Origin of the sequence: Deinococcus radiopugnans ATCC 19172, assembly GCF_006335125.1 — a bacterium.
Taxonomy (GTDB): Bacteria; Deinococcota; Deinococci; order Deinococcales; family Deinococcaceae; genus Deinococcus; species Deinococcus radiopugnans.
Map to the genome: position 1 here is coordinate 164416 of NZ_VDMO01000004.1, position 16253 is coordinate 180668.

The window sequence follows — 16253 nt, forward strand, 5'->3', positions numbered from 1 at the left end:
TTTCAATGAATGAAGGGGGGACGGTGGGACTTCAAAAACAGCGGGGACGGTGAAATCAGCGGCATTCTACTCTTGGGGCGTGGGGGGAGAGGTGGAATCACTTCCAAGCGCTTCCCGACAGTGTCCCGCGTCTTAAAAAAAAGGGGCCAGGCACGCAGCCCGGCCCCACGGTGACTCAAAGACCAGCGTCAGTTCTTGGGAGGCTTGACCGACAGGCTGGTTTCCAGCGCCGCCTTGCCGTCCTTGATCTTGATCACGTACAGCGTGGCGGCCTTGCGGTCCCCGACGCTGTTGAAGCTGACTTCACCCGACAGCAGGCCCTTGTAGGTACCCTTGCGGATGGTGTCCATCACCTGCTTGCGGCTGGGCGCCTTGCCGCCGTTGGCGCGGGCGGCGTCCAGAATGCCCTGCAGCGTGACCTTGGCGGCGTCGTAGCCGAAGGCGCCGAAGCCCTGGGCGGGGGTGTTGAAGGTCTTCTGGAAGTTGGCCGCAAAGGTCTTGGCGGCGGGCAGCGCTTCCAGAGGGGCGGCCACGGTGGTGTAGTAGACGTTGTTGGCCCCGGCCTTGCCGATGATCACGGGCAGCTCGCTGCTGTCCAGGCCGTCGCCGCCGACGACAGGGGTGTCGATGCCCGCGCCGCGCAGCTGCTTGATGAACACGCCGATCTGGTTGTAGATGCCGCCGAAGTAGATGGCGTCCGGCTTGGTCAGCTTGATCTTGGCGACGATGCTGGAGAAGTCACTCTTTTCCTCGGTGCCTTCGCTGCCGGAGATGGTGACGCCCTTGGCCTTGAGGGCCTTCTCGACCTCGGCGGCCAGCCCTTCACCGTAGGCCGTCTTGTCGTTCAGGACGTAGACCTTCTTGGCCTTCAGGTTGTTCATGATGAAGTTCGCGCCGGCCGGACCCTGCGAGTCGTCGCGGGCCACGATGCGGTTCATGTTGGCCAGACCGCGGTCAGTCACCTGGTTGGCGGTGTTGGCCGGGCTGATCATCACCAGGTTGCTGGGGGCCAGCGCGGCGCTGGCCGGAATCGCCACGCCGCTGTTCAGGGTGCCCACCACGGCCAGGATCTGGTTGTCGGCGGCAATCTTGCGGGCGGCGGCGGTCCCGGTGGCCGGATCGGCCTGGTCGTCGTAGGGCACCAACTGCAGGTTGAAGCCCGCCTTCTTGAACTGCGCGGCGTACTCGTTGACCGCCAGCTGCACGCCGTTGCGGATCTGGGTGCCCAGGTTGCTCTGGCCGCCGGACAGCGGGCTGATGGTGGCAATCTTGATGGTGGTCTGGGCGCTGGCGGTGCCCAGGGCCAGGGCGGCGAGTACAGAAAGGCTCAGTGCAGTCTTCATCATAATTCCTCCGAATATGAATGCGCCGCAGACCCTGGGGCCTGGGTGCGCTGTGGTTGCGATAGCGAGATTCTAGGGACGAGTTAAGGTGAAGTCAATGCGCCGCTCATCTGGCCTTTGGAACTCCAGCATGAAGAATGGGCTGTAGAAGAAGAATTATTGCCGAACCAGGGGCAGTTCGAGCAACATTGGTGCAGAACTGGGAGTCTGGGCGGTTCTCTACCCCACTGTCTTAATACAGCGAGGGGGCCAATTCAGGTGGAATTGGCCCCCAATGGCCTGCGGACACGGGTGCTGGTGGGTGCTGGGCGCGGCGGACCCGCATCACTGCAGTATCACTGCAGTCACCAGAAGAACAAGTTGCAGTTCCTACGGGCGAGCCCTGGCAAAGCTCCACAGCTTTACACCAGATCGAGATAGCGCTCCAGTTCCCAGGCATGCACGGCGCTGCTGTACTCCCGCCACTCGGCCCGTTTGGCGGCCATGAAATGCTCCATGACGTGCTCGCCCAGCGCGCGGCGCAGCACCTCGTCCTTGCCCAGTTCGTCGATGGCCTCGCGCAGGTCGGTGGGCAGCTCCTTGACGCGGTGGTGGCGTTTCTCGCGCACGGTCATTTTAAAGATGTTGCGGGCAATCGCGGGCGGCGGCTCCAGCCCGCGCTCGATGCCGTCCAGACCGGCGGCCAGCATCACGGCCAGCGCCAGGTAGGGGTTGCAGCTGGGGTCCGGCATCCGCAACTCGGCGCGGGTGGAATTGCCGCGCTTGGCCGGAATGCGGACCAGGGCGCTGCGGTTGCTGGTGCTCCAGGCGATGTTCACCGGGGCCTCGAAGCCCGGCACCAGCCGCTTGTAGCTGTTGACCAGCGGATTGGTGATGGCCGTCATCCCCTCGGCGTGGTCCAGCAGCCCGGCGATGAAGCTCCCGGCGGTGCTGGACAGGCCGTATTCGCCGCGCTCGTCGGCAAAGGCGTTCTGGCCGCCCTTGAACAGGCTCAGGTGGCAGTGCATGCCGCTGCCGTTGACGCCGGGGATCGGCTTGGGCAGGAAGCTGGCCAGCAACCCGTATTCCAGCGCCACCCGCTTGACCACGAATTTGAAGGTGGCGATGCGGTCGGCCGTCTCCAGCGCCGGGGCGTAGCGGAAGTCGATCTCGTGCTGGCCGGGCGCGTCCTCGTGGTGGGCGGCCTCGATCTCGAAGCCCATCTCGACCAGTTTGTTGGCGATCTCCCGCCGGATGCGCTCGCCCTTGTCGATGGGCGCGAGGTCAAAGTAGCCTGCCCGGTCGTGGGTCACGGTGGTGCCCAGGCCGGCCGGCGTGCGCTCGAACAGAAAGAACTCCGGCTCGGTGCCCACGAACATCTCGTAGCCCAGGACCTGCGCCCGCTCAATCTGCCGCCGCAGGACCTGCCTCGGATCGCCCTCAAACGGGGTGCCGTCGGGCAGCGTCACGTCGCAGATCAGCCGCGCCACCGCGCCGCGCTCCCCTTCCTCGCGCGAGAACGGCGGGTAGATCAGGAAAGTGGTCAGGTCCGGGCGCAGCAGCATGTCAGACTCCTCGACGCGGGTGAAGCCCTCCACGGCGCTGCCGTCGAAAGTGACGTCGCCGCTCAGGGCCTTCTCAAACTGCGAGCGCGGCACCTCGACGTTCTTGGTGGCGCCCAGGATATCGGTGAATTGCAGCCGCAGAAACTTGATCTGGGCGTCTTGCAGCTGGGCCAGAATCGCGGCCCGGTCAGGGGATGGGGTCATGCGTGGTCTACCTCCAGGAATGTCCTGAGCCCAGGGTAGCGGGCCGGCGGGGCAGCGGAGGAGTCGCCTCGCCCGTCCGCCAGGGATAAAGATGAGATTAAGGCCCACCGTGGGGCATTTTCACATCAAGCTCAGAGAGCCTGAAAGTCACAGGAGGTCCACCCATGACCGAGCGGCAATTCATTGAGGTGTACGGCGCCCGCGAGAACAACCTGCGCGACGTGTCGCTGCACATTCCCAGGGGCCAGATCACGGTGTTCACCGGCGTGTCGGGGTCCGGCAAGTCCTCGCTGGTGTTCGACACCATCGCCGCCGAGGCGCAGCGGCAGCTCAACGAGACGTTCACCGCCTTCGTGCAGGGCTTCCTGCCGCATTACGGGCAACCGGACGTGGACCGCATCGAGCACTTGAACGCGCCGATCATCATCGATCAGAAGCGGGTGGGCGGCGGCGCCCGCTCGACGGCGGGCACGTACACCGACCTCGCCGCGCCGCTGCGACTGCTGTTCTCGCGCTTCGGCCAGCCCTCCGCCGGCCCGGCCTTCGCCTTCTCGTTCAACACGCCGCAGGGCATGTGCCCCGAGTGCGAGGGCATCGGCCGGACCACGCAGCTGGATGTGGAGAAACTGCTGGACCGCCGCCTGTCGCTGAACGGCGGGGCGATTCTGCACCCCGAATTCAAGGTGGGCAAGTGGATGTGGAAGATGTATCCGCTGTCAGGGCTGTTCGACAACGACAAACCCATCGAGGACTACACCCCCGACGAGTTGCACGCGCTGCTGTACGGCGCGGACGTGAAGGTCTCGTTCGGGGAATTCGGCTCGAAGTACGAGGGCTTGGTGGAGCGGTTCACGCGCATGTACCTGAAAAAGGACGCGGCGGCCATGTCCGGGCGGGCGCGGACGGTGTTCGAGGCCTTCACCACCTCCCAGACCTGCCCGCTGTGCGGCGGCGCGCGGCTGAACGCGGCGGCGCTGGAGAGCCGCATCGACGGGCAGAACATCGCCGAGGTGTCGGACCTGGAAATCACCGGGCTGATGGCCTTTCTGGAGCGTCTGAGCGATCCGGCGGCGGCGCGGGTGGCCGCCCACCTGCAAGAGCGGTTGCAGCATCTGGTGGACATCGGGCTGGGCTACCTGAGCCTGAGCCGCGAGACGGCCACACTGTCCGGCGGCGAATCGCAGCGCCTCAAGATGATCCGGCACCTGGGCAACAGCCTGACCGACATGCTGTACATCCTTGACGAGCCCAGCGTGGGCCTGCACGCCCGCGACGTGGCGCGGCTGACCGGGCTGCTGCGGAAACTGCGCGACAAGGGCAACACGGTGCTGGTGGTGGAACACGACCCGGACGTGATGGCGGTGGCCGATCACGTCGTGGACCTCGGGCCAGGGGCCGGAACGCACGGCGGTCAGGTGGTGTTCGAGGGCAGCTACGCCGATCTTCAGAACGCCGACACCCCCACCGGGCGATTCCTGAGCCAGCATCTGCCGGTCAAGGAGAACGTGCGCGGGGCGACGGGCCACCTGAGCGTCCAGAACGCCACGCTGCACAACCTCAAAGACGTCTCGGTGGCCATTCCCACCGGAGTGCTGACGGTGGTGACCGGCGTGGCGGGGTCGGGCAAAAGTTCGCTGATCAACGGCGTGTTCCTGGCCCAGCACCCGGACGCCATCGTGATCGACCAGTCGCGCGTGACCGCCAACAGCCGCTCGGCCCCGGCCACCTACACCGGCATCATGGACGACATTCGCAAGGCGTTCGCCAGGGCCAACGGCGTGAGCCCCGCCCTGTTCAGCTTCAACAGCGAGGGCAGCTGCCCGGAATGCAGCGGGCTGGGCGTGATCTACACCGATCTGGCCTTTATGGAGGGCATGACCTCCGTGTGCGAGGTCTGCGAGGGCCGACGCTTCAAGGAAGAGGTGTTGGCGTACCACCTGCGCGGCCACTCGATTGCCGACGTGCTGGAGATGACGGCGGAAGGGGCGTTGGCGTTCTTTCCCGAGAAGAAGATCAGGGCGGTCTTGCAGGCGATGAACGATGTTGGGCTGGGGTACCTGAAGCTGGGACAGCCGCTGAGCACCGTGTCGGGCGGCGAGGGCCAGCGCCTCAAGCTGGCGGGCGAACTGCACAAGCGGGGCAGCGTCTACGTGATGGACGAGCCCACCACCGGGCTGCACCTCTCGGACATCGGGATGCTGATGCGCCTGATCGACCGGCTGGTGGACGGCGGCAACACCGTGCTGCTGATCGAACACCATCTGGACGTGATCCGGCAGGCCGACTGGGTGATCGACCTGGGGCCGGAAGGCGGCGGCGCAGGCGGCGAGGTGCTGTACGCCGGGCCGCCGCAGGGCCTCAAGACTTGCGCGCGGAGCCTGACCGGACCCTTTCTGTAGTGCGAGGCCCCCTCCAATCGGCGACGCTTTGCAGAACGGACCCAATGATCTGGCCAAACGTTCACTCCCAGAATGACAAATTGCAGACATCGGACAACCATTGATTGATGAGCTGTCTTTCCGGAGACAGTTGTTCAGAGAAGTGCGTTGACCGCCTTTGCCTCGCCGCCCTATACTCGCGGCCGATGACAGACCAGGGGCGGACGCCACAGGGGCCGGGGTGCAACCGGGTCCTGCGTCCGCCCCTTCCAGGTTTGCACCAGGGGGAACGACCATGAACCAGACCGGGAACAACCAGGATTTCGATGTCAACTCGGCGGCCCGCAACTGGCGGGTAGAGGCCACCGCGCAGCCCACCCCCAGCGAACTGGTGACCGGGAAGTTCGCCAGCGACGTGCTGACGCCGGATCAGCTCAAGACCCGCATGAGCAAGAGCGCCTTCCGGAGCCTGCAGGCCACCGCCGAGCGCGGCGAGACGCTGGACCCCAGCATCGCCGACACCGTGGCGCTGGCGATGAAGACCTGGGCGATGGAAAAGGGGGCCACCCACTACACCCACTGGTTCCAGCCGCTGACCGGCGGCACCGCCGAGAAGCACGACTCGTTCCTGAACCCCGCCGGGGACGGCGTGGCGATCATGTCCTTTTCGGGCAAGGAACTGATCCAGGCCGAGCCGGATGCGTCGAGCTTTCCCTCTGGCGGCCTGCGGGCCACCTTCGAAGCGCGCGGCTACACTGCCTGGGATCCCTCGTCACCGGCCTTTATCGTCCGGCACGCCAACGGCGCGACGCTGTGCATTCCCAGCGTGTTCGCGTCGTGGAAGGGCGAGGCACTGGACCTCAAGACCCCGCTGCTGCGCTCTATCGAGGCGCTGAACCGGGCGGTCACCCCGGCCCTCAAGCTGTTCGGGGCTTCCGAGGGCACCCGCGTGACCAGCAGCCTGGGCGCGGAGCAGGAATACTTTCTGATCGCCGAGGAGTACTACTACCGCCGCCCCGATCTGGTGATGAGCGGGCGCACGCTGTTCGGGGCCAAGCCCCCGCGCGGGCAGGAGCTGGAAGACCACTACTTCGGCGTGATCCCGGACCGCATCCTGAGCTTCATGACCGACGCCGAGATGCAGCTGTACGCGCTGGGCATTCCCGTCAAGACCCGCCACAACGAGGTGGCGCCGGGGCAGTTCGAGGTGGCCCCGATTTTCGAGGACTCCAACATCGCCGCCGATCACCAGCAGCTGCTGATGCAGGTGCTGCGCAACACCGCCCGCCGCTACGGGCTGGTGTGCCTGATGCACGAAAAGCCCTTCGCCGGGGTCAACGGCAGCGGCAAGCACTGCAACTGGAGCATGGCCACCGACGCGGGCGAGAACCTGCTGGACCCCGGCGAGACGCCCCACGAGAACATGCAGTTCCTGTTCTTCACCTCCGCCGTCCTCAAGGGCGTCGACGAGCACCAGGACCTGCTGCGGGCCTGCGTAGCCAGCGCCAGCAACGATCACCGCCTGGGGGCCGCCGAGGCCCCGCCCGCGATCATCAGTATCTTCTTGGGCAGCGAGCTGAGCGACATCTACGAGCGCCTGGCCAGCGGGCAGGGCGGGCGCGGCAAGGCGGCGGGGCTGATGGGGCTGGGCAGCCGCGTGCTGCCGGAGATTCCCATTCACGCCGGAGACCGCAACCGCACCAGCCCCTTCGCCTTTACCGGCAACAAGTTCGAGTTCCGCGCGGTGGGCAGCTCCCAGAGCATCTCCTTTCCGATCACGGTGCTGAACGCCATCGTGGCCGAGGCGGTGGCGCAGCTGGTGACCGATCTGCAGGCGCGGCTGGACGGCGGCGAGGAGCTGGGCGTGGCGCTGGCCGAACTGGTGCGCGAGACGTACAAGAAGCACCGCCGCATCGTGTTCGATGGGGACGGCTACAGCGACGAGTGGCACCGCGAGGCCGAGCACGACCGCGGCCTGCTGAACCTGCGAACGGCCCTGGACGCGCTGGAGCACCTGCACAGCCCCAAGAACGTCGAGCTGTTCGGGAAACTGGAAATCCTGAATGACCGCGAACTGGCGGCCCGGCAGGAAATCATGTACGACATCTACTTCAAGACCGTGAACATCGAGGGCGAGACCACCGAATACATGGCCCAGCGCCAGATTCTGCCGGCGGCCCTGGCGTATCTGGCGGCCCTGAAGGACGTGCCCGAGAGCCGCGCCGCCGCCGGGGTCAGCCGGGAAGTGGGCGAACTGACCGACCGGCTCTACGACGCCCTGCAGGCCCTGCGCGAACAGAACGACGCCCTGGGCGGCGAAGAGGTGCACGAGAAGGCCTACCACATGCGCGACGCCGTGCTGCCCGCCATGCGCGAGGTGCGGGCCGTGGCCGACCGGCTGGAGAACCTGATCGACTTCAAGCTGTGGCCGCTGCCGACGTACCGTCAGATGCTGTTCGTGAAGTAGAGCCGCGCGTTCTGCGTGGAAGCCCCGCCCGAGTGTGGCGGGGCTTCTCGTCTGTCCGGGCCGCTGTCTTTACAGCCTTTACAGCACCCGGAACGCCAGAAAACCTGCGCCGACGCCCAGCAGCAGGCCCACCAGCACCTCCAGATAGGTGTGGCCCAGCAGGACGCGCACCGGCAGGGGCGCGAAACCGGCGCGCACCACGTCGCGCAGCTCGCTGATCAGTTCGTTGAGCAGGGCGCCCTGCTGACCGCTGGCGTGCCGCACCCCGGTGGCGTCGTACATGACGATCAGCGCAAACACGGAGCTGATGGCAAACGGCGCGCTGCCCACCCCCTCGGACAGCCCGACGCCGGTGGTCAGGGCCGCCACCATGGCGCTGTGGCTGCTGGGCATGCCGCCGGTTTCCATGAAGGCGGCAGGCCGCCAGCGCCGCTCGATCAGCAGAATCAGAAAGACCTTGAACAGCTGCGCGCTCGTGGACGCCAGGATGGCGGTCCACAGCCAGCGGTTGCTCAGCAGTTCAGCGAACGAATTCACCGGCAACCTCTGGGTGGGCGCGCGTGGCGTGCTGCAGTTCGGCCGCCCGCACGGTGTTCGCCAGCAACTGCGCCACGGTCATGGGGCCGACGCCGCCCGGCACCGGGGTCAGCGCCCCGGCCACCCCCGCCACGTCCGGATGAACGTCGCCCACCAGATGGCCCTTGCCGTCCGCCCCCAGCACGCGGTTGATGCCCACGTCGATGACGGTTGCCCCTGGCCTGACCATCTCCGGCGTGACGAGGCCGGGGCTTCCGGCGGCGGCGACAAGCAGCTCGGCCTCGCGGGTCACGCGCCCCAGGTCACGGGTGCGGCTGTGGCACACCGTGACGGTGGCGTCGCCCAGCAGCAGCAGCGCGGCCAGCGGGCGGCCCACCAGATGGCTGCGGCCCACGATCACGGCCCGCGCGCCGGCCACCGCAACCCCGTAATGCTCCAGCAGATACATGATGCCGGCAGGCGTACACGGCGTCAGCGCCGGGCGGCCCGCCCACAGCTCACCCACGTTCAGGGGATGAAAGCCGTCCACGTCCTTGCGCGGATCGATGGCGTGCAGCACGGCAGCCTCAGCAATCTGCGCGGGCAGCGGCAACTGCACCAGAATGCCGCTGACGTCGTCGTCGCGGTTCAGGGTGTCGATCAGGGCCAGCAGCTCGGCCTGGGTGGCGCTCTCAGGCAGCGCGTGGACGGTGCTGCGCAGGCCCACCTCGCCGGCCTTGCGCGACTTGCCGCGCACGTAGCTGCGACTGGCAGGATCGTCACCCACGCACACGATCACCAGATGGGGTGAGGTGGGCAGACGCCCGGCACGGGCCGCCGCGTCCGCCAGCAGCGCGGCGGCGGCCGGCGGCCCGGCCAGCACCCGTGCGCTCACCCGCGCTCCTCTGGCCCGCTCTCCCCTGCCGCGTGTCCGGGCACCGCCTGCTCCTCGTCGTCCTGTTCGTCCAGTTGCGGCGCGGCGGGGGCCGTTTTCATGTTGCGGCTCAGGCCCGCCAGCACGCCGTTGACGAAGCGGCCCGAATCGTCGCCGCCGAACTTGCGCGCGATACGCACGGCACTCTCGATCACCGGGGGGTGCGGCTCGGGGGTGTGGCCCATTTCGAAGGTCGCCAGCCGCAACACGTTCAGGTCCGTCTGGGCCATCTGCCCGAAGCTCCAGCCCCGGATGGTGCGCTGCAGCGTCTCGTCGATCTCGGCGCGGCGTGCCCCGATGCCGTCCACCAGTTCACGGGCAAAGGTCAGGGCTTCCTCGTTCAGGCGGGGGAAGGTGTCGTCGCCGTCCCGCATCTGGCCCTCGGCACGCACAAAGACCGTGTCCAGCGGCAGATCGCCCCGGTCAGCCTCGAACAGCACGCGGAAGGCGAACTCGCGGGCGGCGCGGCGCGTCCCGACCGGCTGGGCGGCCTTCTCGCGGCGGCGGGTCAAGACTTGCCCCTGGCGGCGGGCACGCACACGCCCTGCACGGTCACGTTGACGGCGCTGACCTTCAGGCCGGTCATCAGCTCGATGTTCTCGCACACGGCGCGCTGCACCTGCCGGGACACGTTCACCAGATTCTGCCCGAAATCGATGTTCAGGCCCACGTCCACGCTGACGCTGGCGCCGTCACGGCTCACGCGCAGGGCGCGGGGCTTGCGGGCGCCGCTCTGGTTGCGCAGCACCTCGCCCATGTTCAGCGGGGCCGAGGCCACTTCGGTGCCCTCGATCCCGGTGATGGTGGTGGCGGCGATGTCCATCAGGACGCTCTTGCTGATTTCGACTTCGGAACTGGGGGTGCTGGTCTGGGTGGGGTTGCTTGCCATGATGGGAATGCCTCCGCGCGCGGGCCGAGTGGTGCGCCGCGCCAATACAGGCCAGTTTAGAGGCTGAGCGGGACGCGGTGGGCGGGTGGGGCCGCAGTTCAAGATCAGCCCGCCGCACGTCTTCAGGTCTGGGCGGACGCCTCCCCGTTTTCTACGCCCTTCTCCGCCAGCAGAGCCGCCAGTCCGGCCTCGTCCAGCACGGCCACGCCCAGTTCCTGCGCGCGGGTCAATTTGCTTCCAGCGTCCTCCCCAGCGATCAGGTACGAGGTCTTGCCGGTGACGCTGCCGGTCACGCGGCCCCCGGCGGCCTCCAGCTCGGCTTTGATGGCGTCGCGCGGACGGCCCAGGCTGCCGGTGATGACGAAGTTGAGGCCCTCCAGTTGCTCTCCGCGCCTCACCTCCTCCTCCTGCGGGTTGACGCCCGCCGCCTTGAGTTTGTTCAGGAGGGTGACGTAGCCCTCTTCTTTCAGGGCCACCGCCACACTTGCGCCGATCACCTTGCCCAGCCCCGGCACGGCCTCGATCTGCTCGGGAGTGGCCGCCATCAGCGCGTCCAGCGTGCCGAAGGCGCGGGCCAGCGCCTGGGCGTTGCGCTCGCCCACGTGATCCAGGCCCAGCGCGTTGATCAGCCGCCACAGCGGGCGGGTCTTGCTGGCCTCCAGCTCGGCCAGGATGTTGGCGGCCTTCTTCTCGCCGCCGCGCTCCAGTCCGGCCAGCGTCTCGGCGTTCAGGGCGTACAGGTCTGCTGCGTCGTGGATCAGGCCCAGCGTCAGCAGCTGCGCGATCAGCTTGCCCCCCACGCCCGCGATGTCCATGGCGCCGCGCGACACGAAATACTCCACCAGTTTGTAGGTCTGCGCCGGGCAGGCCGGATTGGTGCAGTAGGTGTTGGCGTCCTCGGGATCGCGCGTGACCGGCTGGCCGCACTCGGGGCAGGTGTCGGGAAAGACGAAGGGCTGGGCATCTGCCGGGCGTTTGTCCACGATCACACGCATGATCTGCGGAATCACGCCGCCGGATTTGCGCACCACCACCGTGTCCCCAATGTGAAGATCCAGATCCCGCACGAAATCCTGGTTGTGCAGCGTGGCCTTGCTGACGGTGCTGCCCTCGATCAGGCGGGGCGACAGGTGGGCCAGCGGCGTGAGCTTGCCGGTGCGGCCCACGTTGACCGTAATGCCCTCCAGCACGGTCTCCACCTCCTCCACCGGGAACTTGTAGGCAATCGCCCAGCGCGGGGCGCGGCTGGTGAAGCCTGCCTCCTCCTGCAGGCGCAGCGAATCGAGCTTGAACACTGTGCCGTCGGCATCGAATTCGAAGTCCTGACGTCCGGCAGTCATGCGGGCGTGGTAATCGGCGGCGGCGGCGATGCCGCTCAGCCCCTCGCTGTGGGTGCTGATCGGAAAGCCCTGGGCGGCCAGCCACGCCAGCACCTCGCCCTGGGTAGTGGCGGGCACGCCGTCGCGCTTGCCCAGCGCGTAGAAGATGGCCTTGAGGTTGCGGGTGCGCGTGACCTCCGGGTCTTTCTGCCGCAGCGCTCCCGCCGCGCCGTTGCGGGGGTTCTTGAGCAGCGGCGTGCCCAGTTCCTCGGCCTGCGCGTTGTAGGCGGCGAAGTCCGCGCGGCTCATGTAGACCTCGCCGCGCACCTCCAGTTCACCGCTCAGGCCGTCCAGGGCGGTGGGAATGCCCGGCACCGTCGCCACCTGCGCGGTCACGATCTCGCCGACGGAGCCGTTGCCGCGCGTGGCGGCCCACTGCAACTGACCGTTCACGTAGTACAGGTTCACGCTCAGGCCGTCGATCTTCAGCTCGCCCGTGAACACGAAGTCGTCGTGCTCGGGGGGCAGATTCAGCGCGCGGGCCAGCTTCTCGCGCCACTCGCCCAGTTCGGCGTCGCTGAAGACGTTGTCCAGGCTGGTCATGGGGGTGGGGTGGTTCACCGGCTGGAAGGCCGTGCTGGGCGCCCCCCCCACCGCCTGCGCGGGGCTGGTGTCGCCCCCTGCCGCCTGCGCGGCCTGCTCGGCCCATTCGGGATGCTGGGCTTCCAGGGCACGCAGGCGCCGAACCAGCGCGTCGTACTCGTTGTCGGGAATCGTGGGCGCGTCCTCTTCGTGGTACGCGCGGTTGTGGCGGGCCACGGCGGCGCTGAGACTGAGGTACTGCTCGTATTCACCGGGGGTCAACTCGGCCTGATCCATGTCAGCGAGCGTAGCACCCCCGCCGGGTTCAGCTGGGAACGGAATGGAGAAGACTCCAGCGCGGCTGGCCTGGGGGCAGAACTGGCGCACCTCACCCACCCCGGCCCTCCCCCCATCAGGTGGACGTCACCCCGATATGATCAGATGGCGGCGCAGTTTTCGTATACTGTGTTCAAGCAACCTACACGCCTGCTGTCTAGGCACAGCCCCAAACTGGAGGATTCACCATGAAGACCGCTATTAAGAACTGTCTGACCCTGGCCCTGGCCGTTTCCGTTTCCCTCGCTGGCGCGCAGAACATTCGCGTCGGCCTGGCCTACGACGCGGGCGGCAAGTTTGACAAGAGCTTCAACCAGAGTGCCTACGAGGGCAGCCAGCGCGCCAAGCAGAAGCTGGGCGTGCAGGTCAAGGACTTCGAGCCCAGCGATCCCAGCCAGGTGATCCAGGGCGTGCGCTCCTTTGCCAACGAGGGCTTTGACCTGACCATCGGCGTGGGCTTTGCCAACAACGCCAGCATCACCCAAGTCGCCAAGGAAAACCCGGACCTGTACTTCGGTCTGGTGGACGACATCTCGGACGCCAAGAACGTCGCCAGCCTGACCTTCTCCGAGCAGGAAGGCAGCTACCTGGTGGGTTACCTGGCCGCGCTGAACAGCTCGACCGGCGTGGTGGGCTTCGTGGGCGGCATGGACATCCCGCTGATCCACAAGTTCGAGGCCGGCTACACCGCAGGCGTGAAGGCCGCCAACCCCAAGGCGCGCGTGATCGCGCAGTACGTGGGCACCACCCCTGACGCCTGGAACAACCCCGGCAAGGCCAAGGAAATCGCAGGCAGCATGCGCTCCAAGGGTGCCGACATCATCTTTGCCGCCGCGGGCGCCTCCGGCAACGGCGTGATCGACTACGTCAAGCAGACCCAGTGCATCAAGGCCGGCAACCTGCCCAGCGGCGTGAAGTTCGTCAGCGACAACTTCAAGAACGTCAAGAAGAGCGCGGCCTACACCAAGGCCTGCGCCGGCAACACCCGCCCGATGTTCTTTATCGGCGTGGACAGCAACCAGAACTACCTGGGCGACTTCGACAAGAACCCCGCCACCATGAACCACGGCCTGACCAGCATGGTCAAGCGGGTGGACAACGCGGTGTACCAGCTGATCGAGTCGGTCAAGGACGACAAGTTCAAGGGCGGCTCGCGCGTGTTCGGCCTCAAGGACGGCGGCGTGGGCTACGCGGTCGACCAGTACAACAAGGCCCTGATCAGCAGCGCCCAGGTCGCCAAGGTCGAGGGCATCAAGGCCCAGATCATCAGCGGCAAGATCAAGGTGCCCAGCAAGTAAAGTCTCTTCCTCTCGGCGGAGGGCGGTCCCGTGTGGGCCGCCTTCTTCTTTTGTGACGGGCTGACCCGACGCGCCGGTGATCTATCCTGCGGCCATGTCCCGTTCAGACCGAGATGCGCTGCTGATCGTCACACCCCATCCGTCCGGCCAGCTGCCCGCCGACATCCTGCGGCAGATGCTGGGCGACGACGTGTTCGACACCCCAAAGCGCGAGGCGTTCCTGCGGCGCATCTTTCTGGACGGCGACGCCTACACCGATCTGCTGTACTCGCTGCCCGGCGCGCGACACGTTCAGGCGCCCTGGAGCCGCTTTGCCGTGGACCTGAATCGGGAGCGCGGCGACCGGGTGGACAACGGCGTGATCAAAGACACCGATTTTGACCGCCAGCCGCTGTACCCGCCCCACACCCGGCTCTTGGACGACGAGCGCGAGGCCCGCCTGCGGCACATCTGGGACCCCTTCGACGCCGCCGTGGGTGCGGAACTGTCCGGCGCGCGGCTGATGATCGTGGGCCACAGCATGGCCTCGCACGGCCCCCGGCTGGGCCAGGACACCGGCACGCCCCGCCCGGCCATCTGCCTGATGCCCGGCACGCCGGACGCCCCCACCTTTCCGCACCAGCAGTGGCACGCGCTGCAAGGCGCCGCCGAGGATGCGTTCGGTGACGTGATCGCCGCCAGCCCCTTCGAGCGCGTGACCATCGGCGAGCCGTGGAGCACCGACACGCTGAGCCTGACGCACAGCCGGCGCAGCGGCGTACCCGCCTTCGGCATCGAGTTCAACGTGGGGCTGCATCTCCGCGACGGGCAGCCGCGCGACGACGTCATGCGGCAGATGAACGCGGCCTTCGCGAGGTTCGCGGACGCGGCGCTGGAACTGGTGAACTGAAGTCCCCCTGCGTTGTCCTTTTCAGGAGTGACCCCATGCTGAGAACAGTCCTTGCCGCCGCCGTCCTGAGCCTGCCTGCGCTGGGGTGGTCCTCCCTTGCCGGGGCGCAGTCCAGCCCACCCGCGCCCGTCGAGACCACCCGCACAACGTGCGGCGCGTACACTGTACAACTTCGGCAGAACGGTTTCGAGGACCCCCCCGACAGCGCCAGCCTGCTGCTGAACGGCGTGACGCTGGCCCGCGTCAGCGACACGATGGTGAAGCTGGATTTCTGCCGCGACGTGACCGGCGACGGCATTCCGGAAGCGATGCTCACGGGATTCAGCGGCGGCGCGCACTGCTGTTTCACGCACCACCTGTACTCGCTGAGCAACCCGCCCCGGCGTGTCCTGCACGTATTCAGTGCCGACACCGATACGCTGACGCCACAGCAACTGGACGGGCAGGGCGCGCTGGAACTGCTGGGCGGCGACTGGCGCTTTGCCTACGCCTACGGCCTGCCCTTTGCCGACAGCCCGGCGTTATGGCGCATCTACTCGTTCATCGGTGGGCAGTACGTGGACAACAGCCGCGCGTATCCGGGGGTAGCCCTGCGCGAGGTGGGCCAGCCCGGACCGGACACGCGCCCCGGACAGGCGCTGTACGACTACGCCTCTCTGCTGGTGGCCGGCAAAACGGCGCGGGCCCAGACCTACCTGTCGCAGTTGCCGCCCCGGCTGCGGACCTGGCTGACCAGTTACGGTCCCGACCTCCGCCAGAACCTCTCGGACTACGGCATGTCCGACTGGCCCACACGGGCGGGCGCGGACCCGGACGCTCCCCGGACCGGCATCGGCGGCTCGTTCAGCGCGCCGGGCCGGGCAGAGTACCTGGCCGTGGTCGGTCAGGGCAAAACGGCAGCGCTGCGGCTGTATCGCCCGCAGTCGGGGGGCATCGTGGCCGGGGACGCGCTGGACACCCGCCCGCTGCCTGCAGGGGCCATCTTCGAGACCGGCTTCGCAGGGCTGAACTGGTGGCCCGCCTTCACCGTCCGCCGCGCGACGGGCCGCGACGACGCTGTGGTGTACGACGCCAGTTCCGGCAGCGTGCAGTACCCGGTGTACCGTCTGGGCACGGCCTCGGGAACGGTCCTGAAAGACGACGCCCTGGGTGCCGCCACCCGGCTGATCGCCCAGTTGGAAGCGCTGGCCCGGCATGTGGCCTCGGGGTATGCCAGCGCGCCACGCAGCGCCGCGCAGCAGGCCGAAATCCAGCGCCGCATCGACGTGGCCGTGTCGCGTGTGCAGCCCGCGCTGGCCCTGGGCAACCTGAAGTTCGATCCGCGCAGGCTGGGCAATTTCACGGTCTCGGCCCTGGAGATGCCGCTGGACCGGGCCGACACCGCGCGGGTGGTGGCTCCGGTGACCTTCGGTCTGGTGGCCGCCGAGCAGGACAGCGAGTACGTGACCGGCGAGCGCTCCACCCTGACCATTGACCTGACACGGGGGGCGGGCGGCTGGACCGTGACCCGCTGGGCGCTGGAGAAACGCGTGGGTGAGCCGTATGCCGAATAGG

12 protein-coding genes are annotated in these 16253 nt (G+C 67.5%); 5 read left to right on the top strand and 7 right to left on the bottom strand.

Annotation, left to right across the window (positions count from 1 at the left end; genetic code table 11):
- Positions 1 to 188 precede the first annotated feature (188 nt).
- Both FHR04_RS05065 and glnA read right to left on the bottom strand, forming a co-directional pair.
- Complete coding sequence (locus tag FHR04_RS05065; RefSeq protein ID WP_039682593.1) at positions 189 to 1346, bottom strand: branched-chain amino acid ABC transporter substrate-binding protein; 1158 nt, start codon at positions 1344 to 1346, stop codon at positions 189 to 191.
- A 398-nt stretch (positions 1347 to 1744) separates the two neighbouring features.
- Entirely contained in the window at positions 1745 to 3091 is a 1347-nt protein-coding gene (glnA, locus tag FHR04_RS05070) for a type I glutamate--ammonia ligase (RefSeq protein ID WP_039682591.1), read from the bottom strand.
- Between the two features lie 164 nt (positions 3092 to 3255).
- On the opposite strand from glnA, the gene FHR04_RS05075 reads away from it, so the two are divergent.
- Positions 3256 to 5490: an ATP-binding cassette domain-containing protein gene (locus tag FHR04_RS05075; RefSeq protein WP_139401297.1), complete on the top strand. Its 2235-nt coding sequence runs from the start codon at positions 3256 to 3258 to the stop codon at positions 5488 to 5490.
- A gap of 274 nt (positions 5491 to 5764) precedes the next feature.
- Positions 5765 to 7936, top strand: a complete 2172-nt coding sequence (locus FHR04_RS05080; protein WP_039682587.1) for a glutamine synthetase III family protein — start codon at positions 5765 to 5767, stop codon at positions 7934 to 7936.
- A 78-nt stretch (positions 7937 to 8014) separates the two neighbouring features.
- On the opposite strand, the gene FHR04_RS05085 is transcribed toward FHR04_RS05080, so the two are convergent.
- The 5 genes from FHR04_RS05085 to ligA form a co-directional block, all read right to left on the bottom strand.
- On the bottom strand, positions 8015 to 8473 hold the full coding sequence (locus tag FHR04_RS05085; protein WP_139401299.1) for a divergent PAP2 family protein: 459 nt from the start codon (positions 8471 to 8473) through the stop codon (positions 8015 to 8017).
- Positions 8457 to 9347, bottom strand: coding sequence for a bifunctional 5,10-methylenetetrahydrofolate dehydrogenase/5,10-methenyltetrahydrofolate cyclohydrolase (locus FHR04_RS05090; protein WP_139401301.1), 891 nt, complete (start codon positions 9345 to 9347; stop codon positions 8457 to 8459). Before FHR04_RS05090 ends, FHR04_RS05085 begins: the two co-directional genes overlap by 17 nt.
- On the bottom strand, positions 9344 to 9898 hold the full coding sequence (nusB, locus tag FHR04_RS05095) for a transcription antitermination factor NusB (protein WP_139401303.1): 555 nt from the start codon (positions 9896 to 9898) through the stop codon (positions 9344 to 9346). Before nusB ends, FHR04_RS05090 begins: the two co-directional genes overlap by 4 nt.
- Complete coding sequence (locus FHR04_RS05100) at positions 9895 to 10275, bottom strand: Asp23/Gls24 family envelope stress response protein (protein ID WP_139401305.1); 381 nt, start codon at positions 10273 to 10275, stop codon at positions 9895 to 9897. The genes nusB and FHR04_RS05100 overlap by 4 nt, the downstream gene beginning before the upstream one ends.
- Positions 10276 to 10397: 122 nt before the next feature.
- Positions 10398 to 12473 (bottom strand): NAD-dependent DNA ligase LigA, encoded by a 2076-nt coding sequence (gene ligA, locus FHR04_RS05105; RefSeq protein ID WP_139401307.1) that lies wholly within the window; start codon positions 12471 to 12473, stop codon positions 10398 to 10400.
- Between the two features lie 227 nt (positions 12474 to 12700).
- On the opposite strand from ligA, the gene FHR04_RS05110 reads away from it, so the two are divergent.
- From FHR04_RS05110 to FHR04_RS05120, 3 genes are all read left to right on the top strand, one after another.
- Entirely contained in the window at positions 12701 to 13810 is a 1110-nt protein-coding gene (locus FHR04_RS05110) for a BMP family lipoprotein (RefSeq protein ID WP_039682577.1), read from the top strand.
- A gap of 94 nt (positions 13811 to 13904) precedes the next feature.
- A complete protein-coding gene (locus FHR04_RS05115) occupies positions 13905 to 14699 on the top strand; it encodes an N-formylglutamate amidohydrolase (RefSeq protein WP_139401309.1) in 795 nt (264 codons plus the stop codon).
- A gap of 35 nt (positions 14700 to 14734) precedes the next feature.
- On the top strand, positions 14735 to 16252 hold the full coding sequence (locus FHR04_RS05120; protein ID WP_139401311.1) for a hypothetical protein: 1518 nt from the start codon (positions 14735 to 14737) through the stop codon (positions 16250 to 16252).
- The last annotated feature ends 1 nt before the right edge of the window (position 16253 follow it).